General features: G+C 64.0%; 13 protein-coding genes. All 13 read left to right on the top strand.

Annotation, left to right across the window (positions count from 1 at the left end; translation table 11 throughout):
- Positions 1–11 precede the first annotated feature (11 nt).
- The 13 genes from mraY to CVE41_RS03665 all read left to right on the top strand — a co-directional run bounded on the left by mraY (position 12) and on the right by CVE41_RS03665 (position 15,354).
- Positions 12–1,082 (top strand): phospho-N-acetylmuramoyl-pentapeptide-transferase, encoded by a 1,071-nt coding sequence (gene mraY, locus CVE41_RS03725; protein ID WP_100259442.1) that lies wholly within the window; start codon positions 12–14, stop codon positions 1,080–1,082.
- Positions 1,079–2,377: a UDP-N-acetylmuramoyl-L-alanine--D-glutamate ligase gene (murD, locus tag CVE41_RS03720; protein ID WP_100259441.1), complete on the top strand. Its 1,299-nt coding sequence runs from the start codon at positions 1,079–1,081 to the stop codon at positions 2,375–2,377. The genes mraY and murD overlap by 4 nt, the downstream gene beginning before the upstream one ends.
- On the top strand, positions 2,374–3,642 hold the full coding sequence (locus tag CVE41_RS03715; protein ID WP_100259440.1) for an FtsW/RodA/SpoVE family cell cycle protein: 1,269 nt from the start codon (positions 2,374–2,376) through the stop codon (positions 3,640–3,642). Before murD ends, CVE41_RS03715 begins: the two co-directional genes overlap by 4 nt.
- Positions 3,639–4,835 (top strand): undecaprenyldiphospho-muramoylpentapeptide beta-N-acetylglucosaminyltransferase, encoded by a 1,197-nt coding sequence (murG, locus tag CVE41_RS03710; RefSeq protein WP_100259439.1) that lies wholly within the window; start codon positions 3,639–3,641, stop codon positions 4,833–4,835. The genes CVE41_RS03715 and murG overlap by 4 nt, the downstream gene beginning before the upstream one ends.
- Positions 4,832–6,253: a UDP-N-acetylmuramate--L-alanine ligase gene (gene murC / locus CVE41_RS03705; RefSeq protein ID WP_100259438.1), complete on the top strand. Its 1,422-nt coding sequence runs from the start codon at positions 4,832–4,834 to the stop codon at positions 6,251–6,253. The genes murG and murC overlap by 4 nt, the downstream gene beginning before the upstream one ends.
- A 38-nt stretch (positions 6,254–6,291) precedes the next feature.
- Entirely contained in the window at positions 6,292–7,215 is a 924-nt protein-coding gene (gene murB, locus CVE41_RS03700) for a UDP-N-acetylmuramate dehydrogenase (RefSeq protein WP_100261357.1), read from the top strand.
- A gap of 4 nt (positions 7,216–7,219) precedes the next feature.
- Positions 7,220–8,197: a D-alanine--D-alanine ligase gene (locus CVE41_RS03695; protein WP_100259437.1), complete on the top strand. Its 978-nt coding sequence runs from the start codon at positions 7,220–7,222 to the stop codon at positions 8,195–8,197.
- Positions 8,190–9,086: a cell division protein FtsQ/DivIB gene (locus CVE41_RS03690; RefSeq protein ID WP_100259436.1), complete on the top strand. Its 897-nt coding sequence runs from the start codon at positions 8,190–8,192 to the stop codon at positions 9,084–9,086. Before CVE41_RS03695 ends, CVE41_RS03690 begins: the two co-directional genes overlap by 8 nt.
- Positions 9,086–10,378, top strand: coding sequence for a cell division protein FtsA (gene ftsA / locus CVE41_RS03685; RefSeq protein ID WP_100259435.1), 1,293 nt, complete (start codon positions 9,086–9,088; stop codon positions 10,376–10,378). Before CVE41_RS03690 ends, ftsA begins: the two co-directional genes overlap by 1 nt.
- A gap of 133 nt (positions 10,379–10,511) precedes the next feature.
- Positions 10,512–12,194 (top strand): cell division protein FtsZ, encoded by a 1,683-nt coding sequence (ftsZ, locus tag CVE41_RS03680; protein WP_100259434.1) that lies wholly within the window; start codon positions 10,512–10,514, stop codon positions 12,192–12,194.
- 45 nt (positions 12,195–12,239) lie between these two features.
- Positions 12,240–13,778 carry an SPOR domain-containing protein gene (locus CVE41_RS03675; protein WP_100259433.1) on the top strand — a complete coding sequence of 513 codons (1,539 nt, stop codon included), beginning with the start codon at positions 12,240–12,242 and terminating at the stop codon, positions 13,776–13,778.
- A 145-nt stretch (positions 13,779–13,923) separates the two neighbouring features.
- Positions 13,924–14,427: a type III secretion system chaperone family protein gene (locus CVE41_RS03670; RefSeq protein ID WP_100259432.1), complete on the top strand. Its 504-nt coding sequence runs from the start codon at positions 13,924–13,926 to the stop codon at positions 14,425–14,427.
- Positions 14,428–14,571: 144 nt separating this feature from the next.
- A complete protein-coding gene (locus CVE41_RS03665; protein WP_100259431.1) occupies positions 14,572–15,354 on the top strand; it encodes a Bax inhibitor-1/YccA family protein in 783 nt (260 codons plus the stop codon).
- Positions 15,355–15,423 lie beyond the last annotated feature (69 nt).

The raw sequence follows: 15,423 nt of genomic DNA, 5'->3' as shown, positions 1-15,423 counted from the left end.
CGCGCGGCCCGATGCTCTACCTCCTCGCCGAGTATTTCAATTTCGAAGGCCTGTTCAACCTGGTCCGCTACCAGACGGCGCGGGCCGGCGCGACGCTGCTTACCGCGCTGCTGATCGGCTTGCTGATCGGCCCCCGTTTCATCGACATGCTGCGCGTGCGACAGGGCAAGGGCCAGCCGATCCGCGAAGACGGACCGCAAACCCACCTCGCCAAGCGCGGCACGCCGACCATGGGCGGCCTGATGATCCTCGTCAGCCTGTTCATTTCGATGATGCTGTGGATGGACCTGTCCAACCCCTTCATCTGGGCCTGCCTTGCGGTCACCGGCGGGTTCGGCCTGATCGGTTTCCTCGACGATTACGACAAGGTGTCCAAGGCCAGCCACAAGGGCGTGTCCGGTCGCACCCGCCTGTTGTTCGAATTCATCGTCGCCGGTGCGGCGAGCTATATCATCGTCAGCCAGATCAACACCTTCGTCTACGTCCCCTTCATCAACGATTTCGGGGTCGAGCTTGGGCCGTTCTATTACGTCTTTGCCGCCTTCGTGATCGTGGGTGCGGGCAATGCGGTGAACCTGACCGACGGGCTGGACGGTCTTGCCACCATGCCGGTCATCATCGCTGCCGGGACCTTCGCGCTCATCGCCTATCTCGTCGGCCGTGTGGACTATTCCGAATATCTCGGCATTCCGCACGTTGCGGGCGCTGGCGAGCTGGCGATCATGTGCGCGGCGATTATCGGGGCGGGCCTTGCCTTCCTGTGGTTCAATGCGCCGCCTGCCGCGGTTTTCATGGGCGATACCGGTTCTCTGGCGCTCGGTGGTGCACTTGGCGCGATTGCCGTGGCGACGCACCATGAAATCGTGCTCGGCATCGTCGGCGGCCTGTTCGTGTTCGAGGCATTGAGCGTCATCATCCAGGTCGTCTGGTTCAAGCGCACCGGCAAGCGGGTTTTCCGCATGGCCCCGATCCACCACCATTTCGAGCAGCTCGGCTGGTCCGAGAGCAAGGTCGTGATCCGTTTCTGGATCGTCGCCATCGTGCTCGCACTCCTGGGGCTGGCAACGCTCAAGCTCAGATGATCACCTCGCCCGCCTGGAAGGACAAGAAATACGCGGTGCTCGGCCTCGCGCGGTCCGGCCGGGCGACGGTCGAGGCGCTGCTGGCTGCCGGAGCCGACGTGCTGGTGTGGGACGACCGCGCCGAAGCGCGCAAGCCTTACAACGGGCGCTGCGCAATTGGCGATCCGCTCGAAGCGGACCTTACAGGCTATGCCGGCGTGGTCGTCAGCCCGGGCGTCCCGCTCAACACCCACCCGATCAAGCCACATGCGGACAGCTTCGGCGCGCCGGTGATCGGCGATATCGAGCTTTTCGCGCAGGCAAGGGCCGACCTGCCGCCGCATCGGGTCGTCGGCATCACCGGTACCAATGGCAAATCGACCACCACAGCACTGGTCCATCACATCCTGAAGGAAGCTGGCGTGCCGACCACCATGGGCGGCAATATCGGCCTGCCGATCCTTGAGCAGGAGCCTCTGCCGGAAGGCGGGGTCTATGTGCTGGAGCTGTCGAGCTACCAGATCGATCTCACCTATTCGCTCGACTGCGAAGTGGCGGTCCTGCTGAACATCACGCCCGATCATCTCGACCGATATGATGGGGACTTCGAAGCTTATCGTCAGGCCAAGCTTCGTCTCTTCCGATTGCAGAATGCCAAAAGCCGCGCAATCGTGTCGCCCAACACTTCTTTGTACGATGAGGTTGCCGGGATAAGGGCGCCAGACTTTCCTCGCAATTATCTCAATACTGATCGAGCGGGGCATGCTTTGGCCGAATTCAGCCAATGGCCTGCCTTGCAGGGCACCCACAACATGCGGAATGCGGAGGACGCCGTCGTCGCTTGCCAGATGCTGGGTTTGGACGTGGAAACCATTCGACCCGCGCTAAAATCGTTTCCCGGCCTCCCCCACCGCATGGAGCGTGTCGCCGAAATTTCCGGTGTCGCCTTCATAAACGACAGCAAGGGCACCAACACCGCCGCCTCCGCACCCGCACTCGCGGCGTTCGACAACATCCACTGGATCCTCGGCGGGCTCGCCAAGGAGCCGGGGCTGGGCGAGTGCGAGGCCGAGCTCGCTCATGTGAAGGCCGCCTATACCATCGGCAAGGCCGGGCCGGACTTTGCAGCGCTGCTCGAAGGCCGCGTGCCGGTGGAGCAGTGCGAGACGCTCGACCGAGCCGTCACGGCCGCCGCCGCCAAGGCAGAGGCAGGCGACACCGTCCTGCTTTCGCCCGCCTGTGCAAGCTTCGACCAATATTCCGATTTCGAGAAACGCGGCGAGCATTTCCGCGCGCTGGTGGAGGGGCTGGAATGAGCACCATGCAGCCCTATGTCCCCGGCGCGAAACGCAAGCCTGCGCATATTCCTTCGGGCAAGATGTCCCGCTGGAGCGAAGTCAAGATCTGGTGGCGCGAGATCGACCGCGTACTGCTCGGCCTTGTCCTGCTGGTCATGACGCTGGGCACGATCGCGGTTGCCGCGGCCAGTCCGGCCAGCGCGGACCGCCTGTCCACATCGAGCACCACGCTCGATCCGCTCTATTTCTTCTACCGCCATATCGTGTGGCAAGTGCTGGCGCTGGGCGTGCTACTGGGCGTTTCCATGCTCAGCCGCGAGAATGCGCGCCGTCTCGGCGTGGTGCTGGCGGCAGGCATGATCGGCCTCCTGTTCCTCGTTCCGTTTATCGGGGTGGAGATCAACGGCGCACGGCGGTGGATCAACCTCGGCATGCAGTTCCAGCCGTCCGAGTTCCTGAAACCCGGCTTCGCGATCACCATGGCGTGGATCCTGTCCTGGCGGATGCGCGACCCGAACCTGCCGGTGCTGTTGATCGCGACTTCGCTGGTGGTCCTCATTGCTGCACTGATGATGCTCCAGCCCAATTTCGGCGGCACCATCCTGTTCGGCGGCGTATGGTTCGTGATGGTGATCCTGTCCGGCGTGCCGGTGAAGCGCCTTGGTGCGGTCATTGGCGGCGGGATTGCGGGCATTACCGCGACCTATTTCCTCTATGACAACGCGCGCCACCGTATCGACGCTTTCTTCGGCGGCGGCACGGCTTTCGACCAGGTCGACCTTGCCAGCCGTACGCTGCTTGCTGGCGGCTGGACGGGGGCGGGATACGGGCTCGGCATTCGCAAGATGAGCCTGCCCGAAGCGCATACGGACTACATCTTCTCGGTCATCGGCGAAGAGTTCGGCCTCATCGCCTGTGCGCTGATCGTGCTGCTATACCTCGCCATCGTGGTGCGCGTGCTGATGCGGCTGGTGGACGAGGACGATCTGTTCGCGCTGCTGGCCGGGACGGGCCTCGTGTCGCTGCTCGGCGGACAGGCCTTCATCAACATGCTGGTGAACCTGCAGCTGTTCCCGTCCAAGGGCATGACGCTGCCGCTGGTGAGCTATGGCGGCTCTTCCACCATTGCCGTGTGTCTTGCCGTCGGGCTGCTGATCGCGATCACACGGCGCAATCCCTATCTGAAAAGGACCACCCGGGGGCTTGGCGACCTCATCGGTTTCGGGCAGGCGGACCGGATGAACGATAAACCATCGCCTCTGTCGCGCGATATCTACCAATGACGACATCGAACCGACATTACGTGCTGGCCGCCGGGGGCACCGGAGGGCACTTGCTGCCTGCCTTCGCGCTGGCCGCCGAACTCGACCGGCGTGGCCATCACGTCGCGCTGATCACGGACGAGCGCGGGGCCGAAATCCCGGGCAAGCCCGATTTCATGCCCGCCCATGTCCTGCCCGCGGGGCGTTTCGGCAAGAACCCGCTGCAATGGGTGAAGGGCACGAAGGCGGTGCTGGAAGGCCGCAAGATGGCGCTTCGCCTGTTCGAAAGTTTCGAGCCAAGTGCGGTTGTCGGCTTCGGCGGCTATCCCTCGCTTCCGGCCGTGCTCGCCTCCACCTCGGCCAAGATCCCGACAGTGCTGCATGAACAGAATGCCGTGCTTGGCCGCGTGAACCGCCTGCTGTCGAGCCGCGTGCAGGCTATCGCCACCGCCTATCCCGATGTGCAGCGGCTCAAGCCCAAGCATGGCGACAAGGTGCACCTCGTGGGCAATCCGGTGCGTGCGGAAGTGCTGTCCCTGCGCGACGAGCCGTTCCCCTCCTATGGCGAAGACGGCCTGCTGAGGGTGCTGGTCACCGGCGGCAGCCAGGGCGCGCGCGTCCTGTCGGAAATCGTGCCCGACGGGCTGGCCATGTTGCCTCCCGCCATTCGCGAGCGGTTGCAGGTCACCCAGCAATGCCGTCCCGAAGATCTCGACATCGTGCGCGAACGCTATCGCAGCCACGGCATTCCGGCCGAACTGGCGACCTATTTCGAAGACATGGCGACGCGCCTTGCCGATGCGCACCTGTTCATCGGGCGCGCGGGCGCATCGACCATTGCGGAACTTACCGCCGTGGGCCGTCCGGGCATCCTGATCCCGCTCCCCATCGCGACCGACGACCACCAGGCCGCCAACACCCGCGAAATGGCCAAGGCGGGCGGCGCGCGCATGATCCGGCAGGATAGGTTCGAAGCGAAGGAACTGGCCAAGCAGATCCGCGTCCTGGCCGATGATCCCAAGGGTCTCGCCAATGCCGCGCATGCTGCGTGGAATTGCGGACGTCCGCGTGCGGTCGAAGACCTCGCCGACCTCGTCGAAAGCTTCGGCGGGGCGGACATGATGGACGTCATCCGCGTCGGCGGAAACAATGCCCGCGGCGCAACGCAGGGCGCGCCCGCCGGGCAGGGCGCAAGCAGGGAGATCGCGGAATGAAGGGTGTCCCAACCGACATCGGAACGGTCCATTTCGTCGGCATCGGCGGCATCGGCATGTCGGGCATCGCGGAGGTGATGAACAACCTCGGCTATACGGTGCAGGGCTCCGACATCAACGAAAGCCCGACTGTCGAACGCCTGCGCTCGCAAGGCATTGCGGTGAAGATCGGCCACGAAAAGGAAAACGTCGAAGGCGCGGCCGTCGTCGTCACCTCTACTGCCGTGCGCCGGACCAATCCGGAAGTCGCCCACGCTCTTGAAAACCGCATCCCCGTAGTGCGCCGCGCGGAAATGCTGGCCGAACTCATGCGTCTCAAATCGACGGTCGCCGTCGCGGGGACGCACGGCAAGACCACCACCACCAGCATGATCGCGGCCCTGCTCGATGCAGGCAATGTCGATCCCACCGTCATCAATGGCGGCATTATCGAACAGTACGGCTCGAATGCGCGGCTGGGCGACAGCGACTGGATGGTCGTGGAGGCCGACGAAAGCGACGGCAGCTTCCTGCGGCTCGACGGGACGATAGCGGTCGTCACCAATATCGATCCCGAGCACCTCGATCATTACGGCGATTTCGACGGCGTGAAGGACGCGTTTGTCGAGTTCATCCACAACGTGCCTTTCTATGGCGCGGCGATCCTGTGCATCGACCATCCCGAAGTGCAGGCGGTGATTGGCAAGGTCCGCGACCGCCGCGTGATGACTTATGGCTTCAGCCTTCAGGCGGATATTTGCGGCGTGAACGTGCAGCCGCATGAAGGCGGCAACCGCTTCGATGTGATCGTCCGCCAGCGCGGCGAGGAGGACCGCCGGATCGAGAACGTGACCCTGCCCATGCCGGGCCGCCACAACGTGCAGAACGCGCTCGCCGCGATTGCCGTGGCGATCGAAATGGGTTGCCCCGACGAGGTCATCTGCAACGGCTTTTCCAGCTTCGGCGGCGTGCGTCGTCGCTTCACCAAGGTGGGCGAGGTGCCGTGCCGCGAAGGCAAGGTCACCATCATCGACGATTACGGCCACCACCCGGTCGAAATCCGTGCGGTCCTTGGCGCAGCGCGCGAAGCGACGAAGAGCCGCGTAATCGCCGTGATGCAGCCGCACCGCTATACCCGCCTGCAGGACCTGATGGATGACTTCCAGAGCGCCTTCAACGAAGCCGACGTCGTCTACATCACCCCGGTCTATGCCGCAGGCGAGGACCCGATCGAAGGCATCAACGCCAACGCGCTTGTCGAAGGTATCAAGTCGCGCGGACACCGTGCCGTGTCGACGGTCGAGGACCAGGGCGATCTTGCGAAGAAACTCGCCGAAGAGATCGAGCAGGGCGACATCGTCGTGTGCCTCGGCGCAGGCGACATCACGAAATGGGCCGCAGGCCTCGCCGACGCGATCATCGAGGAGCGCGGCGCGTGATGCAGCAGCCCGATGACGTACCCAATTGGGATAGCGGCATGGCACCCGACTGCGAGGTCGAGGGCAGCGTTGCAGCGCCGGTTTCGACCGATGGGCTGCGCGGCAAGCTGACACCGCAGGCCCCGTTGGCGAAGCTGGTGTGGTTCAAGACCGGCGGCCGCGCGGACTGGCTGTTCGAGCCGGAAGACCTCGACGATCTGCGGCTGTTCCTCGAACGCCTTGGCGGCGATCTGCCCGTCATGGCACTGGGGCTCGGCTCCAACATGATCATCCGCGACGGCGGCGTGCCGGGAGTCGTGATCAAGCTGGGCAAGCCGTTCGCCAATGTCTCCATCGACGGCGAGGTCGTGTCGTGCGGCGGCGGTGCACACGGCATCCTCGTCGCCAGCGCGGCGCGCGATGAAGGCGTTGCAGGTCTGGAATTCATGCGCGGCATCCCCGGCACGGTCGGCGGTTTCGTGCGCATGAACGGCGGCGCCTACGGGCGCGAAGTGTCCGACGTGCTGATCGATTGCGACGTCATCCTGCCGGGCGGCGAATTGGTGACACTGCCCGCGACCGACCTCGAATATACCTATCGCCACTCGGCCCTGCCGGAAGGCGCGGTGGTCGTCTCCGCCCGCTTCCAGGGCCACCCGGGCGATCCCGAAGACATCGGCGCGGAGATGGACCGGATTGCGGAAGCGCGCGAGAATTCGCAGCCGCTACGCACCAAGACCGGCGGATCGACCTTCAAGAACCCGCCGGGCAAGAAGGCGTGGGAACTGGTCGATGCGGCCGGATGCCGCGGCCTCACCATGGGCGGCGCACAGGTGAGCGAAAAGCACACCAACTTCCTGATCAACACCGGCGATGCCACCAGCGCCGATATCGAAGGGCTGGGCGAAGAAGTCCGTCGCCGCGTCTACGAGCATTCGGGCGTCGAGCTCGAATGGGAAATCCAGCGGGTAGGAAGGCCCTGAGGAAATGAGCATTCTCGACCGCAAACTCCATGTCGCCGTCCTGATGGGCGGCTGGGCGAACGAACGACCAGTCAGCCTTATGTCGGGCGAAGGGGTTGCGAAAGCGCTGGAAGAGCGCGGTCACACGGTCACGCGTATCGACATGGACCGGCAGGTTGCCGCGCGTATTGCCGAGGCTGCGCCCGACGTGGTGTTCAATGCGCTTCACGGCGTTCCGGGCGAAGACGGGACGGTGCAAGGCATGCTCGACCTGATGGGTGTGCCCTATACGCACTCGGGCCTCGCCACCTCGGTCGTGGCCATCGACAAGCAGCTTACCAAGCAGGCGCTGGTTCCGCACGGCATCCCGATGCCCGGCGGACGCATCGTCAGAAGCGCGGACCTGTTCGAACGCGATCCCATGCCGCGACCCTATGTGCTGAAACCCGTCAACGAAGGCAGCTCGGTCGGGGTCGCGATCGTCACCGATGACGGCAATTACGGCAATCCGATCGCGCGAGACGCAAAAGGTCCGTGGCAGGATTTCGACGAATTGCTGGCAGAACCGTTCATTCGCGGGCTGGAGCTGACCTCCGCCGTGGTCGATTTCGAGGACGGCCCGCGCGCACTGGCCGTGACCGAACTCAAGCCCAAGAGCGGGTTCTACGATTTCGACGCGAAATATACCGACGGGATGACAGATCACATCTGCCCCGCCGAAATCCCGGAGCAGATCGAGAAGCTGTGCCTGGAAATCGCCCTGAAGGCGCACAAGCTGCTCGGCTGCAAGGGCACGAGCCGCACCGACTTCCGCTGGGACGATACGCAAGGCGAAGATGGCCTGTTCGTGCTGGAAACCAACACGCAACCGGGCATGACCCCGCTCAGCCTGGTGCCCGAACAGGGCCGCTTCGCCGGAATGGAATATGGCGAGCTGGTCGAGACCATCATTGCCGCCGCGCTGCGCGATTTCGCCACGCGCAAGGGGGGCGGCGATGGCTAAGGTCAAGCGTAAGCCGACGGGTGTTCGGCGCTCTGCCGCCGCCCGTAACCGCAGCCAGAAGGCACGCGCGGCCAAGCGGCACACGTCGGGTTTCCTCGACCGCGCAATGGCGGCGCTGCCCTTCACCGAAGAGCAGTGGCACAAGTTCTTCCTGTTCCTGATCGTGGCGGCCGGGCTAGGCATTGCCTGGACTGTGGCGAGCTATGCCGGCGTTCCGGAACTTGCCCGGACGGAACTGGCAAAATCGGCCAGCCGCGCAGGCTATGAAGTGCGCACCGTGCGCGTCACCGGCGTGGAGCGGATGAGCGAACAACTGGTCTATCAGCGCGTGCTTGGAGAAACCGATCGCCCGATGCCGCTGGTCGACGTCGAAGAAGTGCGCGAACGTCTGATGGAATTGTCGTGGGTCAAGGACGCGCGCGTCTCGCGCCAGCTGCCCGAAACACTCCGGATCGATATCGTCGAACGTGCGCCCCACGCGGTGCTCGTGAAGCCAGATCGCCTCGTGCTCGTCGATCCGGAAGGACACGAGCTGGAGCCGGTGTCATCTGCGGATGCCAAGGGACAACTGCTGATTTCCGGTCCCGGTGCACAGAAGCAAGTGGCCGAACTCGGCAAGCTGCTGGATGCGGCGCCTGCCTTGAAGCCGCAGATCGTGTCGGCGGAATGGATCGGTAATCGCCGCTGGAACCTGACTTTCAAGACCGGCCAGTTGCTGGCCTTGCCGGAAGGCGACCAGGGCCCGGCTGCGCTGGTCAAATTCGCCGAAATGGACGGGCGCAACCGCCTGATCGGGGGTAAGGCCGTGGCGATCGACATGCGTGTGCCCGACCGCGCCTATCTGCGCTGTCAGGACGGTCCGTGCCCAAGGGGGATGAACGCTCAGTAATGGCCTCCGCAGCTCCCCTCCCGCGCGTCAATCGCGTTTTCGGTGCCGTCAACATCGGCTCGTTCCGCGTGTCCGCCATGATCATGGGCCAGGCCGAAGATGGCGAGATGGTCGTGCTCGGCTCCTCCCACCGCAAGAGCGAAGGCATCAAGCGCGGTTATGTCACCGACATGCGCGCCGCGACCCACGCGATCCGCAATGCAGTCGAAAAGGCGGAAGCGAACGCGAACACCTCGGTCTCCAGCGTGTGGATCGGCTGCGCGGGTGCAGGCCTGTCGAGCAAGGTCGCGAGCGTCGAGATCGCCATCGGCGGACGGCGGATCGACGAAGACGATATCGAACACCTGCTGTTCGCGGCACGCGACCATATCCAGCCGGACGGACGCATGGTGCTTCACGCGCAGCCGGCGCACTATTCGCTCGACGGGGCGCATGGCATTGCCAACCCATCGGGACTGCACGCGGAATCGCTCGGCGTCGATGTCCATGTCACGCTGGCCGAAGGCGCGCCGGTCCGTAATCTCATCGAAGCGGTCCAGAGCGCGCATCTCGACGTGGAAGGCGTCGTCGCCAGCCCGCTTGCCGCTGCCTACGCCTGCCTCAGCGCGGAAGAGCGCGATCTTGGTGTCGCGCTGGTCGAGATCGGCGCGCAGGTCACGAATGTCTCCGTCCATGCGGGTGGCATGCTGCTGGGGCTGAGGTCCATTCCCGTCGGCTCCAACGACATCACCGACGCCATCGCCTCCTCGCTCGGCATCAGGCGCAGCCAGGCGGAGCGCCTGAAGTGCGTCTCTGGTTCAGCCATCGCCACGCCCAGCGACCACCGTGAGATGATTCCCGTCAATTCCCCCGAGGAAGAGCCCAGCGGACAGCCTGCACGCGGGGCTGACGAACATAATCGCATCCCCCGGGCAGAACTCGTTTCCATCGTCACGGATCGTCTCGGCGCGCTGACCAGCGAAGTCGGCAAGAGCCTGAAGGGCATGGGCTTTTCCGGCGCGAGCGGCGGACAGGTAGTGCTGAGCGGCGGCGGCGCGGAACTGCACGGCATTGCGGAATTCATGCAAGGGGCGCTAGGGATGCCCGTCCGCATCGGAAAACCGCCGTCCCTGCGCGGTTTGCCCGAAGCGCATGCGACGCCGGGTTTCGCCACGCTGGCGGGCCTGTGCCTCTACGCGGCGGAAGATCCGGTCGACATCCGGTCCATTGGCCCGGGCTACCAACCGACGCGCCGCTATTCGGGGCTGGGACTGGTCAATCGTGTCATGCAGGCAGTGAGAGAGTATTTTTAGGGGGTGATACGTAGCGTAACCCCTGCTTCAGCCCTTGTGGATAAGGCTATTTACCAAGGTCACAGCGATTCGCTTTTGCGCTTAGGTGTGACATAACCGTTTTCAGGCGACTTTTTACTTCGAGGAAAGCTCAATGAGCATCAATATCGGTCCGGCATCCAGCGACGATCTCCGCCCCAAGATTATGGTCATCGGCGTTGGCGGTGCAGGCGGAAACGCAATCGCGAACATGATCGAAGCCAAGATCGAGGGCGTCGATTTCCTCGTTGCGAATACCGATGCGCAGGCACTGTCCACTTCCGCTTCGGAAAAGCGCATCCAGCTCGGCCCCGACATTACCGGCGGCCTCGGTGCTGGCGCTCGCCCCGAAGTCGGCAAGGCTGCGGCCGAAGAAACCGTCGAAGATCTCGAAGATGCGCTTGAAGGCTGCAACATGCTCTTCATCGCGGCCGGTATGGGCGGCGGCACCGGAACCGGTGCGGCGCCCGTCATTGCCGAGGCTGCGCGCCGCAAGGGTGTCCTCACCGTGGGCGTCGTGACCAAGCCGTTCCTGTTCGAAGGGTCGCGCCGTATGCGCGCTGCCGAAGCGGGTATCGAAGAGCTGCAGAAGCACGTCGACACGCTGATCGTCATCCCGAACCAGAACCTGTTCCTGGTTGCCAAGGCTGAAACCACCTTCAAGGAAGCCTTCATGCTCGCCGACGAGGTGCTGCAGCAGGGTGTCCGCTCGATCACCGACCTCATGGTCATGCCCGGCCTCATCAACCTCGACTTTGCCGACGTGCGTTCGGTGATGAGCGAGATGGGCAAGGCCATGATGGGAACCGGCGAAGGCGAAGGCGACAACCGCGCGCTCGAAGCTGCGGAACTGGCCATTGCGAACCCGCTGCTCGACGGCGTCAGCATGACCGGTGCGAAGGGTGTCATCATCTCGATCATCGGCGGCGAAGACATGAAGCTGCTCGAAGTCGACGAGGCGGCGAACCACATCCGCGAACTGGTCGACGAAGACGCGAACATCATCTGGGGTAGCGCGTTCAACCCCGACCTCGAAGGCAAGATCCGCGTATCCGTGGTCGCCACGGGTATCGAACAGACCGGTATCGGCGCCGTTCCGCAGTCGCAGAGCTTCTCGATGTCCGATGCGCGTGCGCCGCAGCGCCCGGTCCTCGACCTTCCGAGCGACAGCGCCACGGATGACGAAGAGCCGTTTGAACTGAGCGAAGGCCTCTCCGCAGGTCTCGACGACGAGCCGCAGGATGAGACCCACGAAAACGACGTGAGTTCGACCGGCCTTTCGGCTGCGAGCATCGACGATTTCGGTGACGAGGACGAAGAAAGCGATGATGTCGATGGCATCGTCGACCCGCTTGCCGGCCTGCGCAACGATGAGACCGAACGTTTCGATGCCTACGGCAGCGAAGCGCCCGATCCGGCCGACGACGGTTCGTTCGGCACCGGCGATGGCTGGACCGACGAAGGCGAAGGCGCATCGGGATCGCCGCTCGACCTGTCCGATCCGCTCGAAGATAGCGCGGGTCAGGACGAGCTTCAGCTTGGTGCAGACCAGTTCGCTGACAGCGACAGCCCGCTGCAGAGCAAGCCCGGCAAGAAGCAGCCGGTCCTCGGCGGCGGCAATGAAGGTGGCGGCGCATCGCAGGGCAGCACGCTCTTCGAACGCATGGCCAATTTGTCGCGCGGTTCCGGTTCTGCCGAAAGCGAAGTCGACAGTGACGACGAAGACGAGGATGGCGACGACAGCAGCAGCGGTTCGCTCAACATCCCGCGTTTCCTCGGTCGCCAGAACAACCAGTAATCTCCTGAAACTCTCGCGACCCGTCAGGCGTTGCAAGGGGAGATCATGACCAGTTCCGTGACACATCGTGCCCTGCGCCTGGCTGCCTGCGCTCTTGCGCTTGGCGTGCCGGGCCAACTGGCCGCGCAGGAAATCGTCCAGCCGCTTCCGCCCGAAGGCACGAGCGAACTGAACTCCGCCCTGCAACGGCTGGCCCGTGATTCCGGCGATGTCGGCGCCTTGCTCGATGCCGGAGAAGCGGCGCTCAAGCTGGGCGACATTCCGGCCGCGATCGGCTTTTTCGGCAGGGCGCAGGACATCTCGCCGAACAACAGCCGCGTCACCCTCGGGCTTGCGCAGGCCTATACCTATTCGCGCCGTCCGGTCGAAGCTCTGCAATTGTTCGCGCAAGCAGAGCGGGCTGGTGTGCAACCACGGCGCATGGCCGCGACACGGGGACTTGCTTTCGACTTGGTTGGCGATGCCGCCAGTGCGCAGTCATTCTACCGGCTCGCCCTTCAGCAGGGTGAAGATGCCGAGGTGCGCCGCAACCTTGCCTTGAGCCAGGCAATTTCGGGCGACAAGGCCAGTTTCGAGGCTACGCTGCTGCCGCTCTTGCAACAGGGCGACAATGCAGCTTTTCGCACACGCTCTTTCGGGCTTGCCGTCCTTGGCGAAACGGATGCGGCGATCCAGATCGCGCGCGACATGATGCCGCGTGCGATGGCCGCAAGGGTCGAACCCTACCTTAGATACATGCCGCAGCTCACCGCTGCGCAACAGGCAGCTGCCGGCACTCTTGGCGTGTTCCCCCGCACTGCGGCGATCGGGCGGGACGATCCCGCGATCGCGCGATATGACAGCCCCTCGGTGCGTTCTGCCGACGTGGCACTCGCACCGACCGGTCCTGCGATGGGACAGCCGAGCGAACCGCGTAGGGCTGAAGGGCCCACGCGCCAGCGAACGACACCGCCGCGTGAACGTGCGGAGCAGCCGACCACGAGCGCGGACCGTTCGATCTTCAGGCCTGCCCGCAGTGCGGATCGTCCGGCGAGGGTAGAGCAGCCGGTCCGGGCCGCAGCTACTCAGGCCACGCCAGTTGCCCAGCCGCAAGCGTCGCCGCCATCGCAGCCAACCACCGTGGCAACTGTCTCACCCACGACCCCGCCCGAGGCCCTGCTCCCCCAGCGCGAGGAGGAAGAAAGCGTGGCCGACGCCTTCGCCGGTTTCGACCTGGCAGAAGCGAGCGCGGCCCCGCGCCAGGGTGCGGTAGACATCACCCGTATCCAGGCGCCCCGCGAAATCGCCGAGCCGCCTGCTCCCCCTCCGCCAGCACACCCTGCCCGCCACTGGGTACAGGTCGCGACGGGTCGCGATACCTCCGCGCTACGTTTCGACTGGCGCCGCATTGCCCGCAATGCCGACGGGCTGCTGAATGGGAAGGGCCCCTTCGTTACGCCCTGGGGAGAGGCCAACCGGCTGCTTTCCGGACCATACGAATCGCGCGACGCAGCGCGTGATGTTGTGAACCGTTTGCGCGAACTCGAAATCGACAGCTTCCCCTTCTCGAGCGATGAGGGACAGGAAATCGCCCCGCTCGATTAGGGCATCGGCCTATCCGTAATTTGGGCTTGTGCACAAGCTTTACACAAGCCTATTGCGTTCTCCCCAACCCGCTTGGGACGTTCGATTGCCAAGCGGGCGGGGCGACCTGCACAAGGCCTCACATGAGAGCCACGGGATCGCCACGATGAGAACCTCCGAAAGCCGTTCTGAGGCAGAAGAGGACGCCGCTCCGCTTGAAATGCTCACTGCCCTGTTCGAGGCGCGCGGCTGGCCGTGCGGTTTGACCGGCGACGAGATGAGCGGCGAAGTGCAGGGCAGCTGGACCACCTACCAGGTGCGCGGGATCTGGCGTCCCGAGGACATGGTGCTGCAATTGCTGTGCCTTCCGGAAATCCGGATTTCCGATGAAAAACGGGCAGTTGCGCAGGAACTCGTCACCATGGTCAACGAGCAGATGTGGCTCGGCCATTTCGATATCTGGTCGAACGGCGGCGTGCTGCTTTATCGCAATGGTACGATGCTGGGCGACGAGGGGCTGCTGAGCCTTGGCCAGGCGCAATCGCTGGTCGAAATCGCGGTCGAGGAGTGCGACCGGTTCTATCCCGCTTTCCAGTTCGTGCTGTGGGGCGACAAGAGCCCTGCAGATGCGCTGAAAGCCGCGATGGTGGACGCTGCGGGCGAAGCCTGAGGCCTCCAAGTCGCCGCTCGGCGCGCAAATGGTTGATTTCCATTAGCCAAACCCCGTCCGGTTTCGCTTGAAATCGGCGGCAATAATGCCGATATTCCCCCAAGAGGCGGGGTGAATTGTCCCCGCAATTGGGAGTTTTTGAAAATGGCCGATTGGAACGACACCGACCAGAGGCAGGCGACCTCGTCCGTGCCGCGTGCGGGTGACGCCGTATCCCGCCAGACCACTTTCGACGCTGGCCTGCGCCAGCACATGCTGTCGATCTACAACATGATGGCTTCGGGCGTGCTGCTGACAGGTATCGTCGCCCTGCTGTTCGTGGACACCGCGCTGTTCGAAGCGGCCTACCAGGTCGTGCAGACGCAGCGCGGCGCAGCAATCCAGCCGACCATGCTTGGCTGGATCATCTCGCTTTCGCCGCTCGCCTTCATCCTGGTCCTGAGCTTCGGCGGGGCGCAGCGCTTCAGCAAGGGTACGCTCCAGGTCTTCTTCTGGAGCTTCGCAGTGCTGTTCGGCATGTCGATGTCGACGATCTTCGCCACCTACACCGGTGAATCGATCGCCTCGGCCTTCTTCGCTTCGGCCGCCGCTTTCGCGGGCCTGAGCCTGTTCGCCTACACCACGAAGAAGAACCTTTCGGGCTTGGGCAGCTTCCTGCTCATGGGCCTGATCGGCATCATCGTGGCGATGCTGCTCAACGCGTTCTTCTTCCAGTCGGGCGCGATGGGTCTCGTAATCAATATTCTCGGCGTGCTGATCTTCGCAGGCTTCACTGCCTACGATACGCAGCGACTGAAAAATGAATATCACTATGTCCGCGGCACCGAATATGCGGGCAAGGCGATCGTGATGGGCGCACTCAGCCTCTATCTCGACTTCATCAACCTGTTCATGTTCCTGCTGCAGTTCCTCGGCAGTCGGGAGTAATCCCCACCACCGACCGCAGCAGCGAGTCGTTTGATCGTGCCCGGGGCGTAACTTGCGCCCCGGGCATTT

It is taken from the genome of Qipengyuania seohaensis, from assembly GCF_002795865.1.
Taxonomy (GTDB): domain Bacteria; phylum Pseudomonadota; class Alphaproteobacteria; order Sphingomonadales; family Sphingomonadaceae; genus Qipengyuania; species Qipengyuania seohaensis.
This window is presented reverse-complemented; position numbering and strand designations above follow the sequence as displayed.

What these genes read in the sequence shown, in the direction of transcription:
- ftsA (WP_100259435.1), top strand. Translation starts at nt 9,086, where the DNA reads ATGGCCTCCGCAGCTCCCCTCCCGCGCGTCAATCGCGTTTTCGGTGCC.
- mraY (WP_100259442.1), top strand. Translation starts at nt 12, where the DNA reads ATGCTCTACCTCCTCGCCGAGTATTTCAATTTCGAAGGCCTGTTCAAC.
- CVE41_RS03665 (WP_100259431.1), top strand. Translation starts at nt 14,572, where the DNA reads ATGGCCGATTGGAACGACACCGACCAGAGGCAGGCGACCTCGTCCGTG.
- ftsZ (WP_100259434.1), top strand. Translation starts at nt 10,512, where the DNA reads ATGAGCATCAATATCGGTCCGGCATCCAGCGACGATCTCCGCCCCAAG.
- CVE41_RS03670 (WP_100259432.1), top strand. Translation starts at nt 13,924, where the DNA reads ATGAGAACCTCCGAAAGCCGTTCTGAGGCAGAAGAGGACGCCGCTCCG.
- murG (WP_100259439.1), top strand. Translation starts at nt 3,639, where the DNA reads ATGACGACATCGAACCGACATTACGTGCTGGCCGCCGGGGGCACCGGA.
- murB (WP_100261357.1), top strand. Translation starts at nt 6,292, where the DNA reads ATGGCACCCGACTGCGAGGTCGAGGGCAGCGTTGCAGCGCCGGTTTCG.
- CVE41_RS03695 (WP_100259437.1), top strand. Translation starts at nt 7,220, where the DNA reads ATGAGCATTCTCGACCGCAAACTCCATGTCGCCGTCCTGATGGGCGGC.
- CVE41_RS03715 (WP_100259440.1), top strand. Translation starts at nt 2,374, where the DNA reads ATGAGCACCATGCAGCCCTATGTCCCCGGCGCGAAACGCAAGCCTGCG.
- CVE41_RS03690 (WP_100259436.1), top strand. Translation starts at nt 8,190, where the DNA reads ATGGCTAAGGTCAAGCGTAAGCCGACGGGTGTTCGGCGCTCTGCCGCC.
- murD (WP_100259441.1), top strand. Translation starts at nt 1,079, where the DNA reads ATGATCACCTCGCCCGCCTGGAAGGACAAGAAATACGCGGTGCTCGGC.
- murC (WP_100259438.1), top strand. Translation starts at nt 4,832, where the DNA reads ATGAAGGGTGTCCCAACCGACATCGGAACGGTCCATTTCGTCGGCATC.
- CVE41_RS03675 (WP_100259433.1), top strand. Translation starts at nt 12,240, where the DNA reads ATGACCAGTTCCGTGACACATCGTGCCCTGCGCCTGGCTGCCTGCGCT.